Here is a 21,419-nt window from a genome sequence, read left to right on the forward strand (position 1 = left end):
GGCTGGTGCGGGTGGGGGAGCCTGATGTCGTTGATCCGATCGGGCGGTCGGGGCGGGTCTACCGGGCGGTCGGGCGGCGGATCGTGGCGGAGCTCTCCGTGCCGCTGCGCCTGCTGGCCGGCGGCACGGAGAGTGTCCGGGGTTAGACCCCCACGGGGGTCTTGATCGGCTCGTACTCGTAGTCGTACCCGTACTGGTGGGTGGACTTGGCGGGCGTGAAGTTGAGGATCGAGCCGATCAGGCGGGCGTTGACCGAGGCGAGCTGGGTCCTGGCCCGGACCAGATGGTCGTGGTGGGTCTTGGCGCTGCGGGCCACCAGCAGGACCCCGTCGCAGACGGCCGCCAGAGTGGCGGCGTCGGTGACGGGAAGCAGCGGCGGCGCGTCGATGATCACCATGTCGTAGGTCTTGCGCAGCCCGGCGAGCAGCTGGCGCATCTGGTGCGAACTGAGCAGCTCGCTCGGGTTGGGCGGGATGGGACCGCTGGGCAGCACCTCGATCCGGTCGTCGCCCCAGGTCTGCACCGCGTCTTCCAGCGCGGCGGTGCCGATCAGGACGTTGGTGAGCCCGACCGCGCCCTCGATGCCGAGGTAGTCCGGCACGCTGGGGCGGCGCAGGTCGGCGTCCATGAGCAGCACCCGCCAGCCGGCCTGGCCCAGCGCGATGGCCAGGTTGACCGAGGTGGAGGACTTGCCCTCGCCGGGCAGGCAGCTGGTGATCACCAGCGACCTGGGCTTCTCGTCGATGCCGACGAACTGCAGGTTGGTACGGATCGCGCGGAACGCCTCCGCCCGGATGGACGTGCCCTGGTCCCGCACGATCAGCGGATGCTGTTTGGCGTCCTTCTCGTAGCCGATGACGCCGAGCACCGCCCCGCCGGTGGCGTCCAGCAGTTCCTCAGGGCTCTTCACGGTGGTGTCGAGCCGGTCGTACAGCACGATCGCCGCCCCGGTGGCGAGCAGGCTGAGCAGCATGCCGATGGACAGGTTGAGCAGCGGGCGCGGGCTGACCGGCTGCTTCGGCGTGGTCGCCCCGTCGATGACGGTGACCTTGATGGTGGACGGGTTGTTCTTCGACGGGCGCTCGATCTCGTCGATCAGCTTGGTCAGCTCGCGGCCGACCGCGTTGGCCAGCCGCCCGGCCCTGGCCGGATCCCCGTCCGTCACGGTGGCCCGCAGCAGCACCGTGTCCGGCACCGCCTCCGCCTTCACGTGCCGGGCCAGCACGTCGGGGGCGATCCCCTCCGGCTCGGCCACGGCCGCCACCACCCGGCGGCTGGTGATCAGGTTCGCGTACGACTTGACCCGCTGCTGCGACAGCAGGTTGGCCTGGTACGCGGTGGCCGTGGTCGACTCGCCGTCGTTGGCGGACACGAGCAGGGACACCGTCGCGGCGTACCGCTCGGGCATCTGGTGGGTCACGAGCATCGCGCCCCCGGCGCCCGTGCCCGCCGCCAGGGCCATCAGCCACCAGCTCCGCCGGGCCAGTCGCAGGTAGGTGAGCAGTTCCAAGGGTTACCGCCTTGAGGGTTGCAGCGCGGGGCGGGCGGCCGGGTAGGCGTCCACGCCCTGTAGCAGGACGACGAGGACGAGACCCGAGCCGACGGCCAGGGCGAGGGCGAGCAGCGGGGGCAGCGCCTGCGCGGCCACCGCGCAGGCCAGAGCGCAGGTCAGGGCCGACGCCGCGGCGAGCGCGAGGGCCGTGTGCGAGACGGACAGGCCGAGCAGGCGCAGCCGGTGGGTGACGTGGTCGGTGCCGCCGGAGAACGGCGAACGGCCCGCCTTGCGGCGGGAGACCAGCACGACGCAGGTGTCCACGGTGGCCACGAAGGTGACCAGCAGCAGCCCGGCCGGGGCCAGGCCGAGATCGCCGGGGCCGTCGAACAGCAGCACGGCCGAGCAGGCGATGGCGAAACCGATGAACAGCGAGCCGCAGTCGCCCATGAAGATCCGCGCCGGCGTCCAGTTGTGGACCAGGAATCCGGCGCAGGCCCCGGCCAGCGCGAGCGGGATGATCGCCGCCTCGTACTCGCCGATGACCGACGCGACGACGGCCAGCATGCCGCCGGTGGCGACGGCGACCGCGCCCAGCACGCCGTCCATGTTGTCGAGCAGGTTGTAGGAGTTGGCGACGACCACGATCCAGACGGTGGTCAGCGGGATGTCCAGCCAGGTGCCGGTGACGGGGGCCCGCACCCCGTTGAGCACCACGGCCAGCGTGGCGAGCGTCTCGGCCAGCAGCCGCGGCACCGGGCCGAGCGGGCGGATGTCGTCGATCAGGCCGACCAGGGCCAGCGCCGTCGCGCCCAGCAGGACGGCCCGCACGGCCGGGTCGTCGGCCAGGAACGCGACCGGCGGCAGCGTGGCGATCAGGATCGCCAGGCCGCCCAGGTAGGGCGTGGGGCGCTGGTGGGCCTTGTGGCCGCCGGGCCGGTCGGTCAGCCGCGACCACAGCGCGAACCGCCGGACCGGAACGGTGGCGGCGGTTCCGATCGCCGCCGCCGACACCACCGTCCCCATGCTGACAGCGAGACTCACCGCGGGTCGGTCCCCGTCTCGTGGGCCTGCCCCCGGGAGGTCTCCCGCATCGTCTCCGTGATCGTGTCCAGCAGGATGTCGTCCAGGTTGTGCCGCGGACTCCAGCCGGTCAGCGCCCGCAGCCGCGAGGTGTCCGGCACCCGCCGGGTCATGTCCTCGAAGCCCTTCTCGTACGCCTCGTGGTAGGGGATCATCTCCACCCCGGAGGTGCTCCGGGTCAGTTCGATCACCGTCTTGGCGAGTTCGAGGATGGTGACCTCGTCGGAGGAGCCGATGTTGAAGGTCTGCCCGACCGCCAGCGGCTCGTCCAGCAGCCGTACCAGCGCGTCGACGACGTCGAGCACGTGCACGAAGCAGCGGGACTGGGTGCCGTCCCCGAAGACGGTCAGCGGCCGGCCGCTGAGCGCCTGGCGGACCAGGCGCGGGACGACCATCCCGTAGGACGGGCTCTGCCGCGGCCCGACCGTGTTGAACAGGCGCGTCACCACGGTCGGCAGGCCGCGCTCCCGGTAGTACGCGTTGGCCATGATCTCGTCCACGGCCTTCGCGGTGCTGTACGACCAGCGGGAGATCGACGTGCTGCCGAGGATCCGGTCGGAGTCCTCGGCCAGCGGCCCGCCGGCGTTCTTGCCGTAGATCTCGCTGGTGCTGGCCACCAGGATCTTCCGGCGATAACGGTGCGCGGCCCCGATGACGATCTCGGAGCCGCGAATGTTGGTGGTCAGTGACCGGAGGGGCTGGTCCACGATCAGCTGCACCCCGACGGCGGCCGCGAGATGCACGACCACATCGCACTGGTGCACCAGTTCGTCCACCACAAGTTCGTCCAGGACCGAGCCGTTGACCACCCGCAGCGCCGGATGCCCGGCCGAGTGACGCAGGTTCTCGGCGCGACCGGTGGAGAGATTGTCTAGGACCGTTACTGAATCGCCCCGATCCAGCAGCGCATCGGTCAAATGAGACCCGATGAATCCGCTACCGCCGGTTACCAGATAGTTCATGCCAATAGCAGTCAAGGTGACTCCTCTGCCGAACACTCGCTCGACGTGTCATATCTGTGCCAGTGAGACGGTAGAGATGCCGGAATGAACGCCACGGGCGCCACGCGCGATCATGCGGCGCCTTTTGCCGTCATTTTCATCGGTGGCGGCGAATGGTTTATCCGGGACGGGTGAGGACGAGATCGGCGCGCCGGGGGACCAGTTCCCGGGGGGCGGTGCTGGACGCCCGGACGAACCAGGTGAGTTCCACCACGGCGATCACCGTGTACGCGGCCGTGGACGCCAGGGCCGCGCCCACGGCGCCCCAGGACGGGATCAGCACGGCGTTGAGCACCAGGTTGACGCCCAGGGCGAGCACCGGAATGGCGGTCATGGTCATCGGGCGCGACAGCCGTACCAGGAACTGCTCGACCGGTTTGAGCAGGGCGAGCATGATCGCCCCCGGCGCGAGCGCGAGCATGGGGGCGACGCTGGGCGCGTACGCCGGGCCGTACACCAGCGGGATGAGGATCGGGGCGGCGGCGGCCAGGACGGCCACCACGGCGGTGGCGGTGAGCAGGTTGAGGCGCAGGGCGCGGGTGGTGGCCTGGCGGGCGCCGTCGCCGTCCGCGTCGGCCTGCCGGGCCAGGCTCAGCTGGCGTACGGCTTCGCCGGGCGCGGCGGCCAGCGAGAGCACGGCCGCCGCGACCGTGTACAGGCCCGCCTCGCGGGCCGAGGCGAGCGCGTTGAGCAGCAGCACGTCCACGGTGAGCAGCAGGTAGAAGGCCGTGCGGCCGAGGTGGTAGCGCCCGGCCAGGCCGAGCTGGCGGCGGGCCAGGGACATCCTGCCGCGCAGCGAGCGCAGCTTGAGCGTGGCGGTGAACAGCATGAACGGCGCGGCCGAGGACAGCGCCCAGCAGACGATCACAGCCGTCACCGAGGCCTGGCCGAGGGCGATCAGGATCAGCAGCGGCACGCACTGGGTCAGGCCGGTCAGCACCCAGGCCCGGTTGACCAGGCGCTGCCGGGCCCGCAGCAGCATGATCCCGTTGAGGTTGGTGGCCGCCACCCCGAACGGCACCGCGAGCAGCGCTATCGCCAGCAGCTCCGGCGGGGCGAGCGGCAGCACCAGGCTGGCGGTGAACGAGACGAGGGCGCAGACCAGCCCGAGCAGCAGCCCGATGAACAGCCCGTTGGCCAGCAGCGCGCGGCGTTTGGCGACGTCCGGCCAGAAGGCGATCTGGGACTGCTGCAGGGACAGGTGGCCGATCTCGATGGTGATCCCCGCCGTGGTGGCGACGACCGCGTACAGACCGCGGCTGCCGGGTTCCAGCGCGCGGGCGAGCAGCACCCCGGTCACCGCGGCGAGCGCCAGCCGGAGCACCTGGCAGGCGACGGTGTCCAGCGCCCGGCGCCTGCTGCTCATACGGGTGTTCTTCATACGGGCACGGCGGGCCGGTCGGCGGAACGATGCCAGAGTTCCAGCTGGAGCAGCGTCCAGAGCCGCACCGCGTGGTCGCGCCCGGACATGTGCTCGGCGAGCATCCGGGACACCTGGTCCGGCTGGAAGATCCCCCGGGAGCGCGCGGTGCGGTCGGTCAGCGTGTCGTGGGCGAGCTCGCGCAGTGAGGTGCGCAGCCAGGTGGCCATCGGCACGCCGAAGCCCTTCTTGGGCCTGGCCAGGGTCTCGGCCGGCAGCCAGGGCGCCACGGCGGTGCGCAGCAGGTGCTTGGTCCTGCCGTTCCTGATCCGGAACTGGTCGGGCAGGCCGGCCGCCCACTCCATCAGGCGGTGATCGAGGAAGGGTGAGCGCGCCTCGATGGAGTGGGCCATGGTGCTGATGTCCGCTTTCACCAGGAGATCCCCGGGGAGATAGGTGGAAATATCCGCATCGACGGCACGGCCCAGTGCGGTTCCCGCGCGGGAGGCCGCGAACGCGTCGTCGAGCAGGGCCGTGCTGTCCAGACCCGCCAGCGCCGCGGCCACCTCCGGCGTGTAGAGCGCGAGCTTGGCCGCGTGGTCGAAGCAGGTCATCAGGCCCGCGTACCGCCGGGCGGGCGGCTCGCCGAGCGTGCGCAGGGCCCACCCCGCCCGGCGCGGCAGCGTGCCCGGCGCGCCCCGGGAGATCAGCGCGGCCCCGGCGGCGGTCAGCCCGCGCCCGAGCGCGCCGGGCGCCCGCAGCCGGTCCAGCCGCTTCATCAGCAGGTGGCGCTGGTAACCGGCGAAGCACTCGTCGCCGCCGTCGCCGTTGAGCACCACGGTCACGTGCTCGCTGCTCATCTGGGCCACGTACAGGCTCGGGATGGCGGAGGCGTCCGCGAACGGCTCGTCGAAGCGCCAGGCCACCTCGGCGATGGACTCGGTGGCCGAGGGCGTGATCACGTAGTCGTGGTGGTCGGTGCCGTAGCGGGCGGCGACCGCCCGCGCGGGGCCGCGCTCGTCGAAGCGGGGATCGGTGAAGCCGACCGTGAACGTGCGCACGGGCGCGCTGCTGACCCGGGCCATGGCGGCGACCACCGCCGCCGAGTCGATCCCGCCGGACAGGAAGGCGCCCACCGGGCGTTCCCCCGCGAGTCGCCGCCTGGTCGCGTCCAGCAGCAGCTCCCGCAGCCGCTCCGCCTCGCTCGCCTCGTCGCCCACCGGCCGGGGCGAGGCGTCCAGCCGCCAGTAGCGGCGGACCTCCGCCCGGCCGCCCTGCCAGCTCAGCACATGTCCGGGCGGGAGTTTCCGCACCCCGGCCACGATCGAGTGCGGCGCGGGCACGTACCGGTAGGTCAGATAGTGATGCAGCGCGATGAGATCCACCGATCTGGGGACGTCCAGCGCCTTCAGCTCGGAGGCGAAGGTCAGGGTCGCCTCGTGCTCGCGGTAGTAGAGCGGCTTCTTGCCGAGCCGGTCCCTGGCCAGCAGCAGCCGCTGCCGCGCGTCGTCCCACAGCGCGAAGGCGAACATCCCGCGCAGCCGGTGCACCAGGTCGTCGCCGTGCTCCTCGTACAGGTGGGTGATCAGCTCCGAGTCCGAGGAGCTGGCCAGCCGGTGCCCCTTCGCCAGGAGCTCGGCGCGCAGCTCGGGAAAGTTGTACAGCTCGCCGTTGAACACGGCGGTGACGTCGCCGCGCTCGTTCCGTACCGGCTGGCCGCCGCCGATCACGTCCATGATCGCCAGACGCCGCATGCCCAGACCGGCGATCCGGCCGTAGTGGTAGCCGTCGCCGTCGGGTCCGCGATGGGTGAGCGCGTCGCACATGCGCCGGACGCGTTCGTGGTCCGCTCCCGTTGGGGAGATGTGTCCTGCTATTCCGCACATAGCCGCTCCAGCTGTTCTCCGTACAGGCGGATGTGCTCGGACACCAGCTGATCGGTGCCGAGCGTGGACAGTGCCCAGGTCCGCGCGGTCTCCCCGAGGCCGGGATGCTCTCCCCCGAGCACCTCGTTGATCGCCTGGGCCAGCGCTTCCGGGGACTTCGGCGGCACCAGCAGCCCGCGCCTGGGCGAGCCGCCGAGCAGTTCTGGCGTGCCGCCGACCGCGGTGGCGATCACCGGCCGGCCGGCTGCCATCGCCTCCATGACGGCGTTGCTCAGCCCTTCCACCAGCGACGGCAGCACCACGGCGTCGGCCCTGGCCAGCAGCGGCCGCACGTCCGCGACCGCGCCCAGGAACCGGGCGTCCACCCGGAGCCGTTCCGCCTCGCGCGCCAGCGCGTGCCGCTCGGGCCCTTCACCGGCGAGCACCACCGTGCCCCCGGTACGGCTCACCGCCGCCAGCAGATCCCGATGCCCCTTCTCCGGCCGCAGGTTGGCGACACACGCCAGCACCGGACCCGGGGCAGCCACCTCCAGCGGCGGCACCGCGTCGAACGCCCTGGCCGGCAGCCCGTTGTAGACCACGGCCAGCTTGCCCAGGCTCAGCGATTCGAGCTGGACCGCCCGGTTCGCCACCGCGTACGCGTTCGCGACCACCAGGTCGGTCATCCGGTTCGCCCCGCGTACGGCGGCCGCCAGCACCCGGCCGCCGGGGGCGGCGACGCTGCGCCGCCCCGACACGACCACCGGCACTCCGGCCAGCCGCCCGGCGGGCACCCCGAGCAGGTAGCCCCGGGTGAGGAAGCAGTGCAGCACGTCCGGCGCCTCGCGGCGCAGCTGCGTCACCAGCCGTGCCATCGCCCAGGCGTTGGCGGCCGCCGCCCATGGGGCCGCGGCCAGGCGTCTCAGGCCGAGCCGTACCACCCGGACGCCGGCGTCGCGCAGTTCCCGTTCCCGCGGCCCGCCCTCGAACAGGACGAGCACGGTGACGTCGACGCCGTCGTCCCGCAGCCCGGTGGCGAGCAGGACCAGCTGTTTCTCGGTTCCGCCACGACCGAGCTGGTCGATGAGCAGGCAGACCCGGCGGACGCGGGCCGGAGCCCTGGTCATGATCGGCATATCGCGCAGGGTAGTGGAACGGCGACGCGCTGCCATGATCGTGTTTGTTATCTGGTGGACAGCAGTTGGCCATAGATGCTCAAATGCCGGTCCACGGTCACCCCCGCGTGCAGGTGCACCCTGCTCCACTCCTGCGCGGCCCCGGCCAGCGCGGCGGCCTGGGCGGGATCGCTGAGCAGCCGCTCCAGCGCGTCGGCCAGCGCTCCGGCGTCGCCGGGCGGGACCAGCAGGCCCCGGCCGGTCAGCAGTTCGGGGATGCCGCCGACGGCGCTCGCCGCCACCGGCACCCCGGCGGCCATGGCCTCCATCACGGCGATCCCGAGCGGCTCCGCCAGGGACGGATGGGCCACCACGTCGGCCCGCGCCAGCCAGCGCCCCACGTCCGGGCGGGACCCGAGCAGCCGCAGGTCGAGGCCGAAGCTGTGCGCCTGCCGGGCCAGCGCGCCCCGCTCCGGGCCCTCGCCCAGCACCACCAGCGTGCACTCCAGGCCGCGCTGCTTCAGCAGCGCCGCCGCGCCGAGCAGCGCGCCGTGCCCCTTCCACCAGTGCAGGTTCCCGATCGCCAGGATGACCGGGCGGTCGGTGGCGAGGGCGGCGGGGGCGTGCCGGGCGAAGGCCGCCTGGGTCAGCCCGTTGTAGGCGACCCCGATCTTGGCGGCCGGCACCTTCATCGCCGCGCCGACCTGCCGGGCCAGGTCCTGGCTGACCGCGATCAGGTAGTCGGCGCGGCGGCTGGCCCGCCGGTCCAGCGCGCGCATCGGCGCGGAGCGCGGGCACTGGTCCGGCGCGGTGTGCCGGCCGGCCACCAGCACCCGGACCCGGGCCAGCCGGGCCAGCGCGGCGGCGGCCACGTAGCACTGGAACAGGTGCGCGTGCAGCACGTCGGGCCGGGTCCTGCGCAGGTAGCGCACCATCCGGGCGCACGCGCGCAGGCCCGCCGGCAGGGCCCGCCAGCCGTGCCCGGAGAACGTGCGGAAGCCCAGATGCACGACCGGGACGCCCGCTTCGTGCAGGTGTGCCTCACGCGGCCCGCCGCCGAACATCACCAGCACCTCGGTCCGTACTCCGCGGGCCTTGAGTTCCCTGGCCAGTAGCACGACCTGGTGTTCCGCACCGCCCAGGCCGAGATGACCGATGAGCTGAACCACCATTTCGGGACGGCGCGAAGTGTCACGGAGCATGACCGTGATAGTACTCAGCGTGATCATTGGTGCAAGGAGGTCGGCGTGGAGTTCGTGGTCGTCGGGATGGTGGCGGTGACGCTCACCTGGCTGGTGCGAGCCGGCCTGCCGAGTCGGATGGCGGCGCGGGTGCTGCCGGTGCTGCTGCTGGCGCTGGCCGTCCGGCTGCTGGTGCACGTCGTGGTGATCCGGGCCGACCTGCTCGGCTACGGCGGCGACAACCTCACCTACGAGTCCTGGGCCGCCGACATCGCCCAGTACTGGTCGATGTCCGGCTTCGGGTTCGTCACCGCGGCCGAGATGAGCAACCTGCACGCGGTGGCCGTGCCGTGCAACCTGTTCGCCCTGGTGATGGTCCTGTGCGGCGGGCCGGCCCCGCTGGCCTGCACGGCCGTGGTCGGCCTGGTGGCGTGCGCGCTGTGCCTGGTGCTCTACCGGGCGGCGCTGCTGGTGGGCGCGGACGAGCGGGCGGCGTTCCGGCTGCTGGTGCTGGCCGCGTACATGCCCTCGTTCCTGTTCCACACCTCGGACACCTTCAAGGACGGCATCAACGCGTTCCTCGTGGTGGTCTGCCTGTACCTGGTCATCTCCCATCTGCACCGGTTCGACGTGCGCAAGCTGGTGCTGCTCGCGATGGCGCTGTGGGCGCTGTGGCATGTGCGGCCGTACATGGTGTTCATGTGCGCGCTGCCGCTGGCGGTCGGGCTGCTGCGCTCGCGCCGGGCGATGGGGATCGGGCTGGTGGCGGCGGCGGCCGCGCTGGTGCTGCTGCCGGGGCTGCCGCTGGAGGTCATGCAGGAGCAACTGGATCGCGGGCAGTCCGCCCTGGTACGGCAGGCCAACGCGAGCGGCGGCTCCGGGGTGGTGTTCGCCGACGGCGGCGATCCGTGGGCGGCGCTCGGGCCGAAGGTGCTCTACACCGTGTTCGCGCCGTTCCCGTGGGCCGACGGCAGCCTGGTGTTCCAGCTGGGCAAGATCGAGACCCTGCTCTGGTACGTGCTGCTGGTGCTGGCCGCCGTGGGGGCGCGGCGGCTGTGGCGGCGGGATCCCCGGCTGCTGCTGGTCCTGGTGCTGTTCCTGCTGCCGGCCACCGTCGCGTACGCGACGACGATGGCAAACGTGGGCCTAATCCTTCGCCAGCGCATGCCAATCGTCATGGTCGCGAGCCTGCTGTCGGCGCTGGCGTGGACCAAACTTCCGGCCGGGCCATCTCCGGCCCGCAAGGAGCACGCGGAGGCCGTACATGGGTAGGCGAATCAGGATCATGAGGGTGATCGCGCGGATGAACGTGGGCGGCCCGGCGCTGCAGGCGGTGACGCTGCTGGACCACCTCGACGCGGCCAGGTTCGAGCAGCGCATCTACACCGGCGCGCTGGCTCCCGGCGAGGGCGACTACGTGGACCTGCGCGGGCAGGGCGCGGCCACCATCCGGGTGCCGGGCCTCGGCCGCTCCATCGGGCCACGCGACGACGCCCGCGCGCTGGCCAGGCTGGTCCGCGAGATGCGCGCGTTCCGCCCGCACATCGTGCACACCCACACCGCCAAGGCGGGCGCGCTCGGGCGGGTCGCCGCCACCATCGCCCGGGTGCCGGCCCGGGTGCACACCTTCCACGGGCACCTGCTGCACGGCTACTTCACCGGTCCGAAGCGGGCGGCGATGATCGCGACCGAGCGCGGCCTGGCCCGGCTCAGCCACCGGCTGGTCGCGGTCGGCGAGCAGGTCCGCGACGACCTGCTGGCGGCCGGCATCGGCAGCCCGGAGAAGTTCGTGGTGCTGCCGCCGGGCACCCGGGTCCCGCCGCTGCCGCCCAGAGCCGAGGCCCGCGCCCGGCTCGGGCTTCCGCAGAACGTGCCCGTGGTCGCCTACATCGGCCGGATCACCCAGGTCAAGCGGCCCGACCGGTTCCTGGAGGTGGCCCGGCTGATCCGGGGTACGGTGCCGGACGCGCAGTTCGCCGTCTGCGGGGACGGCGACCTCGCGCACACCCTGCGCGAGGAGCCGGGCCTGCGCCTGCTCGGCTGGCGGCCCGACCTGGAGACCGTGCACGCGGCCAGCGACCTGGTCCTGCTCACCTCCGACAACGAGGGCACCCCGCTGTCCCTGATCGAGGCCGCGCTGTCCGGGGTGCCGTGCGTGGCGACCCGGGTCGGCAGCGTGCCCGAGGTGGTCGCGGACGGCTCCACCGGGCTGCTCACCGGCTGCGACAGCAAGGAACTCGCGGCGGCGGCGATCCTGCTCCTCACCGACCGCGGCCTGGCCGACCGGCTGGGGCGGGCGGCCGCCGCCAGGGCCGAGTGCCTTTTCGGCATTCCGCGTTTCGTGGACGACGCCCGTGCACTATATGAGGACCTTTATCGGCACAACCCGGTCCTGGCGGATATTTCCGGTGCGCGGTGAATGGCAGTTCAACCGCCAGGCGACACGGAAATCGCGGTGCACGCATTTCCGTGGCCTCAGTCCTAAAGTGATCTCGAATATCGATCACATGCCATTGGGGTGGGATATGCGAGTGCTGATCACCGGTGGCGCGGGATTCATCGGGGCGAATCTCTGCGCTTTTCTGACGGGATTTCCCGGCGTCCGCGGGGTGGTCGCCCTGGACGATCTGAGCACCGGGAGCGCCGACAACCTGGACGGCACCTCGGCCGAACTCGTCACGGGCTCGATCCTGGACCGGCCGCTGCTCGACCGGCTGGTGGCCGCCGCCGACACGGTGGTGCACCTGGCCGCCCGGCCGTCCGTGCCCCGCTCGCTGGCCGATCCGGTGGCCAGCCACGAGGTGAACGCGACCGGCACGGTCAACGTGCTGGAGGCCTGCCGCCGGACCGGCGCGCACCTGATCCTCGCCTCGTCCTCCTCGGTGTACGGCGACACCGAGGTGACGCCCAAGCACGAGGACCTGGCCACCCGCCCGCTCAGCCCGTACGGGGCGGGCAAGCTGGCGGCCGAGGCGTACGCGCTGGCTTACGGCTCCTCATTCGGGCTGCCGGTGCTGCCGCTGCGGTTCTTCAACGTGTACGGCCCGCTGCAGGCCGCCGGGCACGCCTACGCCGCCGTCATCCCCGCCTTCGTGGACGCCGCGCTGTGCGGCGAGCCCGTCACCGTGCACGGCGACGGCGAGCAGACCAGGGACTTCACCTACGTCGGCACGGTGGTCCGGCTGCTGGCCGACGCGGTCCTGCGCCGGGTCACCAGCCCGGCCCCGGTCAACCTCGCCTTCGGCACCCGGGTGACGGTCAACCAGCTGATCACGATGATCGGCGAGATCCTCGGCGCGGCCCCGGCCGTCCGGCACGTGCCCGCCAGGCACGGCGACGTGCGCCACTCGCAGGCCGCCTGCGACCGGCTCGGCCTGCTGTTCCCGAACGTCGATCCGGTCCCGCTGGGCGACGGCCTGAAGCACACGGTGGCCTGGTTCGAACGCAACGTGACGACCGCGGGGACGGTGTGAACATGCGCAAGCTCATGGTCATCGGGCAGGGCTACGTGGGCCTGCCGCTCGCCGTCCAGGCTGCCGAGAACGGCTACGACGTGACCGGCGTGGACGTGGACACCTACCGGGTCAAACTCCTCAACACGGGCGAGTCCTTCGTGGAGGACGTGTCCTCGGCCCGGCTGGAGAACGTCCTGCGGACCGGGTGCTATCGCGCGGTCCTGGACCCGGCCGAGTCGCCCGACTTCGACGTCTGCGTGATCACCGTGCCTACGCCGCTGCGGGACGGCGCGCCCGACCTCAGCCACATCGTCTCGGCCGGCCGGTCCATCGCCCCGCTGCTGCGGCCCGGCCGGACCGTGGTGCTGGAGTCCACCACCTACCCGGGCACCACCGAGGAGCTGCTGCAGGAGATCCTGGAGGACGGCAGCGGGCTGCGCACGCCCGAGGACTTCCATCTGGGCTACAGCCCGGAGCGGATCGACCCGGGTAACCCGCACTGGGGGCTGGCCAACACCCCGAAGATCGTGTCCGGCGTGTCGGACTCCTCGCTGCGGGCCGTGTCGGAGTTCTACGCCTCCATCGTGGAGCAGGTCGTCCCGGTCACAGGGACCCGGGTGGCCGAGCTGTCCAAGCTGCTGGAGAACACCTTCAGGCACGTGAACATCGCCCTGGTCAACGAGCTGGCGGTGTTCGCCGCCGAGCTCGGCATCGACGTGTGGGAGTCGATCGACGCGGCGTCCACCAAGCCGTTCGGCTACCTGCGGTTCGTGCCGGGGCCGGGGGTGGGCGGGCACTGCCTGCCGATCGACCCGTCGTATCTGTCGTGGAAGGTGAAGCGGTCGCTGGGGCACAACTTCCGCTTCGTCGAGCTGGCCAACGACGTCAACGAGCACATGCCCGACTATGTCGCGCACCGGGTGATGCTCGGGCTCAACCAGCGGGGGCTGGCGGTGCGGGGGAGCCGGGTGCTGCTGCTCGGCATGGCGTACAAGAAGAACACCGGCGACGCGCGGGAGTCGCCCGCGGCCGAGGTGGCCAGGCGGCTGCGGCGGCTGGGGGCGGACGTCGCGGCGGTTGATCCGTTCGCGGAGCCGCCGGCCGGGGTGGAGGCGGTGGAGCTGACCGCCGCCGAGCTGGACCGGGCCGATGTGGTGGTGCTGCTCACCGACCACGACAGCTTCGACTACGCCTTGGTCCAGGAGCGCGCGGCCTATGTCTTCGACACCCGCCGCCGCTGTGAGGGGCCGAATGTGGAGCTGCTGTAGCGGTCCTTGGTTCCCTTCAAGTCTTCCCAAAGACAAACGCATATAGTGCGATTTATCCTTTTTGGATGATGTTTCCTTTGGGTCGGAACTGCCGATAAGTGTCGTGAACGCCTGGCCTGCGGTCTGTGCCCGACATCGGCATTCTGGGGAATCTCCGTCGATTCGAGAAAATCCGCACGGCCGGTCGTGCGGATTTACTCAAAATCGGGGGAAACCATGGATATCGGACGCCCGCGTCCGCGGAGAGCGCAGGTGGCAGGCCGGATCGTGGCCGCCACCGCGCTCGCCGGCCTCAGCCTCACCGTCACGACCTCGCCCGCATCGGCGGCGCCGCTCAGCTCCGAGAGCTTCCACGGCGCGAAGATCCCCTCCACCGGCTGGATGATCGGCAGCCCCAAGGGCGCCGACAGCCCGTGCGCCACCGCCGCCACCGCCACCGTGGCCGGGTTCCTCCCGGCCTGCCGGGAGGTCCTGGCCGGAAACGGCAAGGCCGACCCGGACGGCGAGGGCGCGTTCCGGCTCACCGACAACTCCTCGTTCAACGCCGGCTCGCTGCTCTTCGACAAGCCGATCAAGGCCGACCGGGGCGTGAGTCTCGAGTTCGACATGTACCAGTACAAGGGCCGGCCGACCACCGACAAGTTCGGCAAGCGCGGCGCGGACGGCATCGCCTTCTACATCGTCGACGGCGCCACCACCAAGGTCGACCCCGGTGAGGCCGGCGGCGGCCTCGGCTACAAGGGACTGTCCGGCGCCTTCGTCGGCATCGGCTTCGACGAGTTCGGCAACTTCTCCAGCACCCCCGGCGGTCCCGGCGGTCCCGGCCTCACGCCGAACAGCGTCGCCGTCCGCGGCTCGGCCTCGGCCGGCTACAAGTACATCTTCGGCAAGTCGCTGGACCCGGCCGTCCATCCCCTGGCCAACGACGCCGCCACCCAGCGGGCCGACGCCAAGCGACACGTCACGATCGACATCAACTCCAAGAACGTGATGAACGTCGAGGTCGACTTCAACAACGGCAAGGGCCCGCAGCCCGTCGTGGTGGACCTGGACCTGGACAAGCTGCCCGGCCAGGAGCCGCTGCCCAAGACCCTGAAGGTCGGCTGGGCCGCCGCCACCGGCAACGCCTCGGCGGTGCACGAGATCAGCGGCTTCCAGGCCCGTACGCTCGACGCCGACCTGAATCTGAACGTGACCGACAATGGCCCCTGGCAGGCGGGCCAGACCGGCGCGTACAACCTCGACGTCGCCGTGAACGCCAACAACGGCTGGTCCGACGACCAGGTCAAGCTGAACTGGACCATCCCCGCCGGCGTCACCGCGACCGCGGCCAAGGGCGACGGCTGGACCTGCACGATCGCCGGCCAGGTCGTCACCTGCACCAGCGTGACCCACGTCGGGCCCGGTAACCACTACCCGCCCGTCAAGATCGACGTCGCGGTCGGCAAGACCGTCGCCGGCACCGCCGTCGCCACCGGCGGCATCGACATCCCGACCGCCGTGCCCGGCGGCGTGGAGGCCAACCCGGCCGACAACAAGGCCACCAGCACGGTCTCGGTGAAGGCCGGGCCCGCCCTCATCAAGCTCGCCGTCGGCGGCGACAAGGAGATCACCGCGGGCGCCGGCGGCAAGGTCACGCTGACCGCCACCAACGCGCCCGGCGCCGGTCCCAGCAGCGGCCCGGTCACGGTCAACTACGAGGTGGGCCCGGGACTGACCGTCAACAGCGCCCAGGGACCCGGCTGGACCTGCACCATCGCCGGGCAGAAGGTCTCCTGCACGCGCTCCGACCCGCTGCCGCCTGGCGGTTCGTACCCGCCCGTCGCCATCGACGTGACCTCGGCGGTGGACACCGTCGCCGGCAACGTCCCGACCACCGCCCTGCTGGTCGGGGTGCCCGGCGTGACCGTCACCGGCGGCCTGGTCGTGAAACCGGCCGCGGCCCAGGCCGCCGTGAAGGTGACGTCCAACCCGAACCCGTACGTGCCTGGCGGCAAGTTCACCTACACCGCCTCGGCCGCCAACCCGGGCCCGGGAGCGATGAACGGCGCCAGCGTCAAGGTCACCTGGCCGGCCGCGTTCAAGCCGCTCAAGTGGAAGTGCGCCGCGACCGGCGGCGCGGTCTGCCCGGCCGCAGAAGGCACCGGTGACGTCAACGTCACGGTCGACCTGCCCGCGGGCGGCGCGCTCACCTACACCCAGGTGTGCCAGATGCCGGTGGGCGTGACCGCGTCGTTCACCGCCTCGATCGCGGTGGTGGTGCCGGGCACCGGCTGCACCGCCGAGAAGCCGTGCATCGCCACGGACACCAACAAGCCGGCCCTTCCGTAGGGTCTGGTCCAGGCGCGGCCGTCCCGGTCCCGGGGTGGCCGCGCTTCGCCGTCTACCGGAACCGGCGGCCCAGCCGGGTGGAGATCCTGGCGGCCGCGTTCTGCGGGATGAACCGCCCGAGGCCCACGATCGCCTTGTACCGGAGGCTGGGCACGCTGACCACCTTGCCGAGCGCGAGATCGCGCATCGAGGCCCGGACCACGTCGTCCGCGGCCAGCCAGAGGAAGTCCGGGATGCCGGAGGTGTCCATGTGGGCGCGCTGGTGGAACTCGGTCCGTACGAATCCGGGGCACAGCGCCATCACCCGCACCCCCGACCCGGCCAGCTCGGCGGCGACCGACCCGCTGAAGTTGACCACCCACGCCTTGGTCGCGCTGTAGGTCCCCCGGGAGAAGAACGCCGCCACCGAGGCCACGTTGATCACCCCGCCCCGCCCCTTGGCGCTCATGTGCGGCAGCGCCGCGTACGTCAGCCGCAGCACCGCCTCGCAGTGCACCTTGAGCATGGTCAGCTCGGCCTCGACCGGGACTTTCAGGAACTCGCCCGGGTGGCCGAAGCCGGCGTTGTTCACCAGCAGGTCGACGCCTTCGGCGAGCCGCTCCTCGACGGCGGTCAGGCCCTCGTCGGTGGACAGGTCGGCGGGCAGCACCTCGACGGTGACGCCGTACCTGCGGCGGAGGGATTCCGCGTCGGCGGCCAGGCGGTCGCGGTCCCGGGCGACCAGCACCAGCGAGAAACCGTCGCCGCCGAGGCGGCGGGTGTAGGCCGCGCCGATTCCCGCGGTCGCGCCGGTGATGAGTGCGGTAGGCATGCGGGCAGCCTAGGGCTCAGTCCGAGGTCCGCGCGATGATCTCCTCGACCTGGTCGTTCAACTTCGCGCCACGAGTCCACCCGGCGTAGTGGGTGAGGAAGACCACCACCTCGCGCAGCTCCTCGGCGGTCAGCTCGCCGGCCCGGAGGGCGGCGTCGAGCTGGGTGGCGAGCGCGTCGTCCTGGCCCTGGCCGACCAGCAGCCCGGCCAGCAGCAGCCGCCGGTCCCGCATCGACAGCACGTCCCGCCCCCAGACCCGGGCGAACAGGTGCTCGACCGTCATGGCGAAGAAGTCGCCGGGCGCGTCGCCGACGTGCTCCCAGCCGTAAACCCGCTTCATGATCTCCAATCCGCGCGTCCTCGGGTCGTCCACCTCGTGTTCGCTCATGTCAGACTCCCGGTCCGCGCGCTGGTTGTCGTCCTATCCTCAGCCAGTTCTGGGCCGGTGGACAGGCCAGAGAGATGTTTATACTTCAACCAAACCCGGATTACCGCATGCTGTGATCATGTAACAAGTCGAGCTAAGATCTGGGCAAGATTTGGTCAAGTTTTCCAAGATGTAACAACCTCAGCGTGAGATGGATACTTGGAAAACGGGCACTACTACCTCGTAGACCCGCAAAGCGGAGGTATGGCCCAGGTGAAGAGATCGCGGGTGCGTATCGCAGGATTGGCGGCCATTGTGGCGGGTGTCCTCGTCGCAGGGCTGGCCGGATGTGCTGGCTCCCAGTTCACGTATGTCCGTGACAACGATGGCGAAACCTATTTCAAGGTTCCGGCGTCCTGGTCAAAGGTCGATCACAAACCCATCCAGCAGATCCTCTATGGCGAGGATCCCAATTCCGAGAGCGCCCGGATGCGCGCCCAGTTCGTCTGGACGGCGGCTTTCGACGCGGACGCCGCGAGCCCCGGCGCTCAGCACTTCATCCCCCTCGGCGTCAAGGCCGAGGAGCCGTTCGTGTACTCCGTGGTCCAGCCGCTCACCGAGGAGCAGCGGGACACCATGTCGCTGAACACCCTGCGCAACTGGGTGTGGCCGGTGACCAAGACGCTGCGCGACCAGATCACGCAGTCCAACCCGGAGTTCCCGCTGCAGAACTTCGAGCTGCTCGCCGACGACGTGCTCGAACCCGGCGACGGCGCCAGCGGCGTGCACGTGCGCTTCAACTACCAGCTCGGGCCGAAGGGCGAGACGCACACCTTCGACCTCACCGGATATCTCAACGCCGGCAGCACCAAAGTCTCCATCCTGCTCGTCCGCTGTTCGGCGACCTGCTATCGGCAGCGCGCCGCGGAGCTGGACGGGATCACCCAGTCATTCAAGATCAGGAAGATGCTCGGGTAAGGAGCCCACCTTGATCCATAGATCGGAACCCCGGGTGGTGACGCTGCCATGAAGTCGGCCACCCGACTGGAATACGAAGGGCTCCGCCCCCCGGGCTCAGGCCCGGACGACCGGGACCCGAAGACCCGCAAGAAGATGGTCTTCTGGGACCGCGCGAAGATCATCATCTTCCTGGGCGTGGTGTTCCTCGCGCTGAGCATGAAGACCTACGGCGAGTTCGCGGGCATCATGACCTTCCAGGACGCCCTCTACGAGCAGGCCGCCGCGACCCCGTGGATCCTGTACCTGATCGGCATCGACGTGCTCCGCCAGGTGCACTTCCTGATCAGTGAGCGCTCCGCCGCCTACCACGGCTTCTGGACCAAGGGCGTGTTCGGCGGCTTCAACCGGTGGACCCAGCGCAGCCTGACCGACTGGAACAGGTTCCGGATCGCCCGCATCATCAAGTGGGCCTTCTGGATCACGCTCATCGCCTTCGTCCTGGCCGAGGTGCTGCCCAACGATCCGACGCCGATCATGGCGTTGTTCCAGGCGCCGGCGTTGATCTGGTCCTGGCTGCCGATGATCATCCAGTACAGCATGATCCTGGTGTTCGTCGTGCTGCAGTTCGTGGTCATCTTCTGGTTCCTGTCCCGGGGCGGGATGGAGACGTACTTCCCCGACGACATCAAGACCCGGTTCGCCGACGTCTGGGGCCAGGACCACGTGGTCGAGCGGGTCAAGGAGAACATCGTCTTCCTGGAGCGGCCCGACGAGATCGAGCAGCGCGGCGGCTACGTGCCCAGCGGTCTCCTGCTGTGGGGGCCGCCCGGGACCGGCAAGACCCTGATGGCCGAGGCGGTCGCGGGCGAGACCGGCAAGCCGTACGTGTTCGTGGATCCGGGCGCGTTCGTCAACATGTTCATGGGCATCGGCATCCTGAAGGTGAAGTCGCTCTTCCGCAAACTGCGCAAGCTGGCCCTGCGGTACGGCGGCGTGATCGTCTTCTTCGACGAGGCCGACTCACTCGGACGGCGCGGTTCGCTGGCCCAGCAGGGCCCGCAGACCGGGCCAGGCATGTCCGGCCTGTCCGAAGCGTTCGGCAAGGCAGGCTGCCACGGGTACTCCTACCTGTCCGGCGAGACGCTCTCCAGCCTGTCCAACTCCTTCGCGCCCCCCGACGAGCCGAAGTCCCGCCGCAACTTCTTCATGATGGGCGGCATGGGCGGTGGCAGCGGTGGCGACATGGGCACCCTGCAGGCCCTGCTCACCGAGCTGTCCGGCCTGAAGAAGCCGCGCGGCATCATCAACCGGCACGTACGGCGGCTGCTCGGCATGCGCCCCAAGCCCCCGCCCAAGTACCGCATCCTGGTCATGATGGCCACCAACATGCCGAACGCGCTGGACGAGGCGCTGCTGCGTCCCGGCCGGATCGACCGCATCTACAAGGTCGGCTACCCGTCCAAGGCCGGCCGGAAGCGGACCTACGAGGGCTACTTCGGCAAGGTCAACCACGAGCTGACCGACGCGCAGATGGAGAAGCTGGCCACCATCACCCCGTACGGCACCGGCGCGACGATCAAGGACCTGGTCAACGAGTCCCTGATCACCGCCATCCGGGACGGCCGTCAGGTGATCACCTGGCAGGACGTGATCAAGGCCAAGCACCTCAAGAAGCTCGGCCCGCCGGAAGGCGTCGAGTACGTCGAGCGCGAGCGGCACGCCACCGCCGTGCACGAGGCCTGCCACGCGGTCATGGCGGTCCGGGTCCAGCACAACCTGGAGATCGACCTGGCCACCATCGAGAAGGGCTCCTACTACCTGGGCATGGTGTCCCAGATCCCGGTCGAGGACCAGTTCACCGAATGGCGCTCCACCTACGAGGCCGACATCCTGGTCTCGCTCGCCTCGCTGGCGGGGGAGCGGCTCTTCTTCGGCGACGACAACTCCTCCGGCGTCTCCGGCGACCTGGCCAGCGCGACGATGGTGGCCGGGCACATGGAGTCGCACTGGGGCATGGGCGCGGGCGTCTCCTCGCTGCCCGCGCTGCAGCAGATGGGGATCATGCCGGGCGCGCCCGACCAGCGCCGCCGCGGCGGGCCCGCCGAGATCGGCTTCCTGGCCGCGCAGCCGGGGAACAAGGGCGACAGGATCGCCCCCAACGAGCTCGGCATGCGGATCGAGTTCACCCTGACCCGGCTGCTGGAGAAGGCCGAGGACCTGCTCCGGGAGAACCGGGAGGAGGTGCTCGCGGTGGCGCACGCGCTGGAGACCTACAAGACGCTCAGCGGCGACGACGTCAAGGCGGTCATGGAGGGCACCCAGGGCACGGTGCTGAACGGCGCGGTCTACAAGGACCTGCAGTTCATCGAGGAGATCGAGGCATACCACGAGGCCGCGCTGCAGGCCCACCTGGAGCACAGCCCGTCCATGCTGCCGCTGCCGGTGGCCCGGCCGCTGTTCCAGCTGGAGCCGGTCCCGGCCGTGGTCGGCTCCGGCTTCGGGCACACCGGGCTGGGCACGCCGTCACCGCACTTCGCGGCCGGCGCGCTGGCCGGGGAGATGGTGCCGGTCAACGGCAACGGCGGCCAGGTGGCCGACGTGGTCGCGCCGGAGTTCGTGCCGTGGAACGGCGGGGGGCAACCGCAGCCCCCGCCGTCGCCTGGGTACGCGGCGCCGCCGCCCGGGTACGCGCAGCCGTACCAGGCGATGGCGGCCGAGCCGCCGAAGTCGCGCGGCACGCTGTGGGCGCTGCTCGGGGCCTCGCTGGCGCTGGCCGTGTTCGTGATCGTGCTGGTGGTGGCCTTCGGCAGCTCGATGACGCCGGAGTCGGCCGGCATGACCTCGGCCGGTCTCACGCCGGGCACGGCGATCGCGTTCCTGGTCGGGTTCCTCGTGCTGGTCGGGCTCGTGGTCGCCGCGGTCGTGGTGATGCGGGCGCAGCAGGCCACGCGGCGGCGGGCCGAGGAGGCCAGGGACCGGGCCAACGAGCGGGCGCAGCTGCTCGCGGCGGCGATGGAGCCGGACGTGGCCATGCGGCTGCTCGGGTATGACGGCAGGGACAAGCCGGTCTGATGAAGTCCGCGAAGGCCCGGCTTTCCGTCTGGGAGGCCGGGCCTTCGTCATTCCTGAA

The 21,419-nt window shown here is 71.0% G+C and carries 16 protein-coding genes; 7 read left to right on the forward strand and 9 right to left on the reverse strand.

Annotated features, from left to right (window positions below; genetic code table 11):
• Nucleotides 1-142 precede the first annotated feature (142 nt).
• The 7 genes from Acor_RS37520 to Acor_RS42615 all read right to left on the reverse strand — a co-directional run bounded on the left by Acor_RS37520 (nucleotide 143) and on the right by Acor_RS42615 (nucleotide 9,118).
• Nucleotides 143-1,510, reverse strand: coding sequence for a tyrosine-protein kinase domain-containing protein (locus tag Acor_RS37520; protein ID WP_155341529.1), 1,368 nt, complete (start codon nucleotides 1,508-1,510; stop codon nucleotides 143-145).
• A gap of 3 nt (nucleotides 1,511-1,513) precedes the next feature.
• Nucleotides 1,514-2,536 carry a glycosyltransferase family 4 protein gene (locus tag Acor_RS37525; protein ID WP_155341530.1) on the reverse strand — a complete coding sequence of 341 codons (1,023 nt, stop codon included), beginning with the start codon at nucleotides 2,534-2,536 and terminating at the stop codon, nucleotides 1,514-1,516.
• Nucleotides 2,533-3,537, reverse strand: coding sequence for an NAD-dependent epimerase/dehydratase family protein (locus tag Acor_RS37530; RefSeq protein ID WP_155341531.1), 1,005 nt, complete (start codon nucleotides 3,535-3,537; stop codon nucleotides 2,533-2,535). Before Acor_RS37530 ends, Acor_RS37525 begins: the two co-directional genes overlap by 4 nt.
• Nucleotides 3,538-3,694: 157 nt before the next feature.
• The gene (locus tag Acor_RS37535; RefSeq protein WP_170317284.1) at nucleotides 3,695-4,942 is read right to left on the reverse strand and encodes a lipopolysaccharide biosynthesis protein; all 1,248 of its coding nucleotides are present in this window, start codon (nucleotides 4,940-4,942) and stop codon (nucleotides 3,695-3,697) included.
• Between the two features lie 11 nt (nucleotides 4,943-4,953).
• A complete protein-coding gene (gene asnB / locus Acor_RS37540; RefSeq protein WP_155341533.1) occupies nucleotides 4,954-6,822 on the reverse strand; it encodes an asparagine synthase (glutamine-hydrolyzing) in 1,869 nt (622 codons plus the stop codon).
• Nucleotides 6,810-7,937, reverse strand: a complete 1,128-nt coding sequence (locus Acor_RS37545) for a glycosyltransferase (protein WP_170317285.1) — start codon at nucleotides 7,935-7,937, stop codon at nucleotides 6,810-6,812. The genes asnB and Acor_RS37545 overlap by 13 nt, the downstream gene beginning before the upstream one ends.
• Before the next feature lie 47 nt (nucleotides 7,938-7,984).
• Nucleotides 7,985-9,118, reverse strand: a complete 1,134-nt coding sequence (locus Acor_RS42615; protein ID WP_170317286.1) for a glycosyltransferase — start codon at nucleotides 9,116-9,118, stop codon at nucleotides 7,985-7,987.
• A gap of 45 nt (nucleotides 9,119-9,163) precedes the next feature.
• On the opposite strand from Acor_RS42615, the gene Acor_RS42620 reads away from it, so the two are divergent.
• From Acor_RS42620 to Acor_RS37575, 5 genes are all read left to right on the forward strand, one after another.
• Nucleotides 9,164-10,369, forward strand: coding sequence for a hypothetical protein (locus Acor_RS42620; RefSeq protein WP_170317287.1), 1,206 nt, complete (start codon nucleotides 9,164-9,166; stop codon nucleotides 10,367-10,369).
• 13 nt (nucleotides 10,370-10,382) lie between these two features.
• A complete protein-coding gene (locus Acor_RS37560) occupies nucleotides 10,383-11,516 on the forward strand; it encodes a glycosyltransferase (protein ID WP_246239665.1) in 1,134 nt (377 codons plus the stop codon).
• 106 nt (nucleotides 11,517-11,622) lie between these two features.
• Nucleotides 11,623-12,570, forward strand: coding sequence for an NAD-dependent epimerase/dehydratase family protein (locus Acor_RS37565; protein WP_155341538.1), 948 nt, complete (start codon nucleotides 11,623-11,625; stop codon nucleotides 12,568-12,570).
• 2 nt (nucleotides 12,571-12,572) lie between these two features.
• The gene (locus tag Acor_RS37570) at nucleotides 12,573-13,820 is read left to right on the forward strand and encodes a nucleotide sugar dehydrogenase (RefSeq protein WP_174876252.1); all 1,248 of its coding nucleotides are present in this window, start codon (nucleotides 12,573-12,575) and stop codon (nucleotides 13,818-13,820) included.
• A 252-nt stretch (nucleotides 13,821-14,072) separates the two neighbouring features.
• The gene (locus Acor_RS37575) at nucleotides 14,073-16,151 is read left to right on the forward strand and encodes an L-type lectin family protein (protein ID WP_155341540.1); all 2,079 of its coding nucleotides are present in this window, start codon (nucleotides 14,073-14,075) and stop codon (nucleotides 16,149-16,151) included.
• A gap of 52 nt (nucleotides 16,152-16,203) precedes the next feature.
• Here the strand turns inward: Acor_RS37575 and Acor_RS37580 are convergent, their stop codons facing one another.
• Together Acor_RS37580 and Acor_RS37585 are read right to left on the reverse strand one after the other, a co-directional pair.
• Nucleotides 16,204-16,962, reverse strand: coding sequence for an SDR family NAD(P)-dependent oxidoreductase (locus tag Acor_RS37580; protein ID WP_155341541.1), 759 nt, complete (start codon nucleotides 16,960-16,962; stop codon nucleotides 16,204-16,206).
• 16 nt (nucleotides 16,963-16,978) lie between these two features.
• Nucleotides 16,979-17,350, reverse strand: coding sequence for a carboxymuconolactone decarboxylase family protein (locus Acor_RS37585; protein WP_155341542.1), 372 nt, complete (start codon nucleotides 17,348-17,350; stop codon nucleotides 16,979-16,981).
• Nucleotides 17,351-17,617: 267 nt separating this feature from the next.
• On the opposite strand from Acor_RS37585, the gene Acor_RS37590 reads away from it, so the two are divergent.
• Both Acor_RS37590 and Acor_RS37595 read left to right on the forward strand, forming a co-directional pair.
• Nucleotides 17,618-18,307, forward strand: coding sequence for a hypothetical protein (locus Acor_RS37590; protein WP_155341543.1), 690 nt, complete (start codon nucleotides 17,618-17,620; stop codon nucleotides 18,305-18,307).
• A gap of 48 nt (nucleotides 18,308-18,355) precedes the next feature.
• Nucleotides 18,356-21,361, forward strand: coding sequence for an AAA family ATPase (locus Acor_RS37595; protein ID WP_155341544.1), 3,006 nt, complete (start codon nucleotides 18,356-18,358; stop codon nucleotides 21,359-21,361).
• Nucleotides 21,362-21,419: the final 58 nt, after the last annotated feature.

The sequence above is a fragment of the Acrocarpospora corrugata genome (assembly GCF_009687845.1).
In the GTDB taxonomy this organism is placed as follows: domain Bacteria; phylum Actinomycetota; class Actinomycetes; order Streptosporangiales; family Streptosporangiaceae; genus Acrocarpospora; species Acrocarpospora corrugata.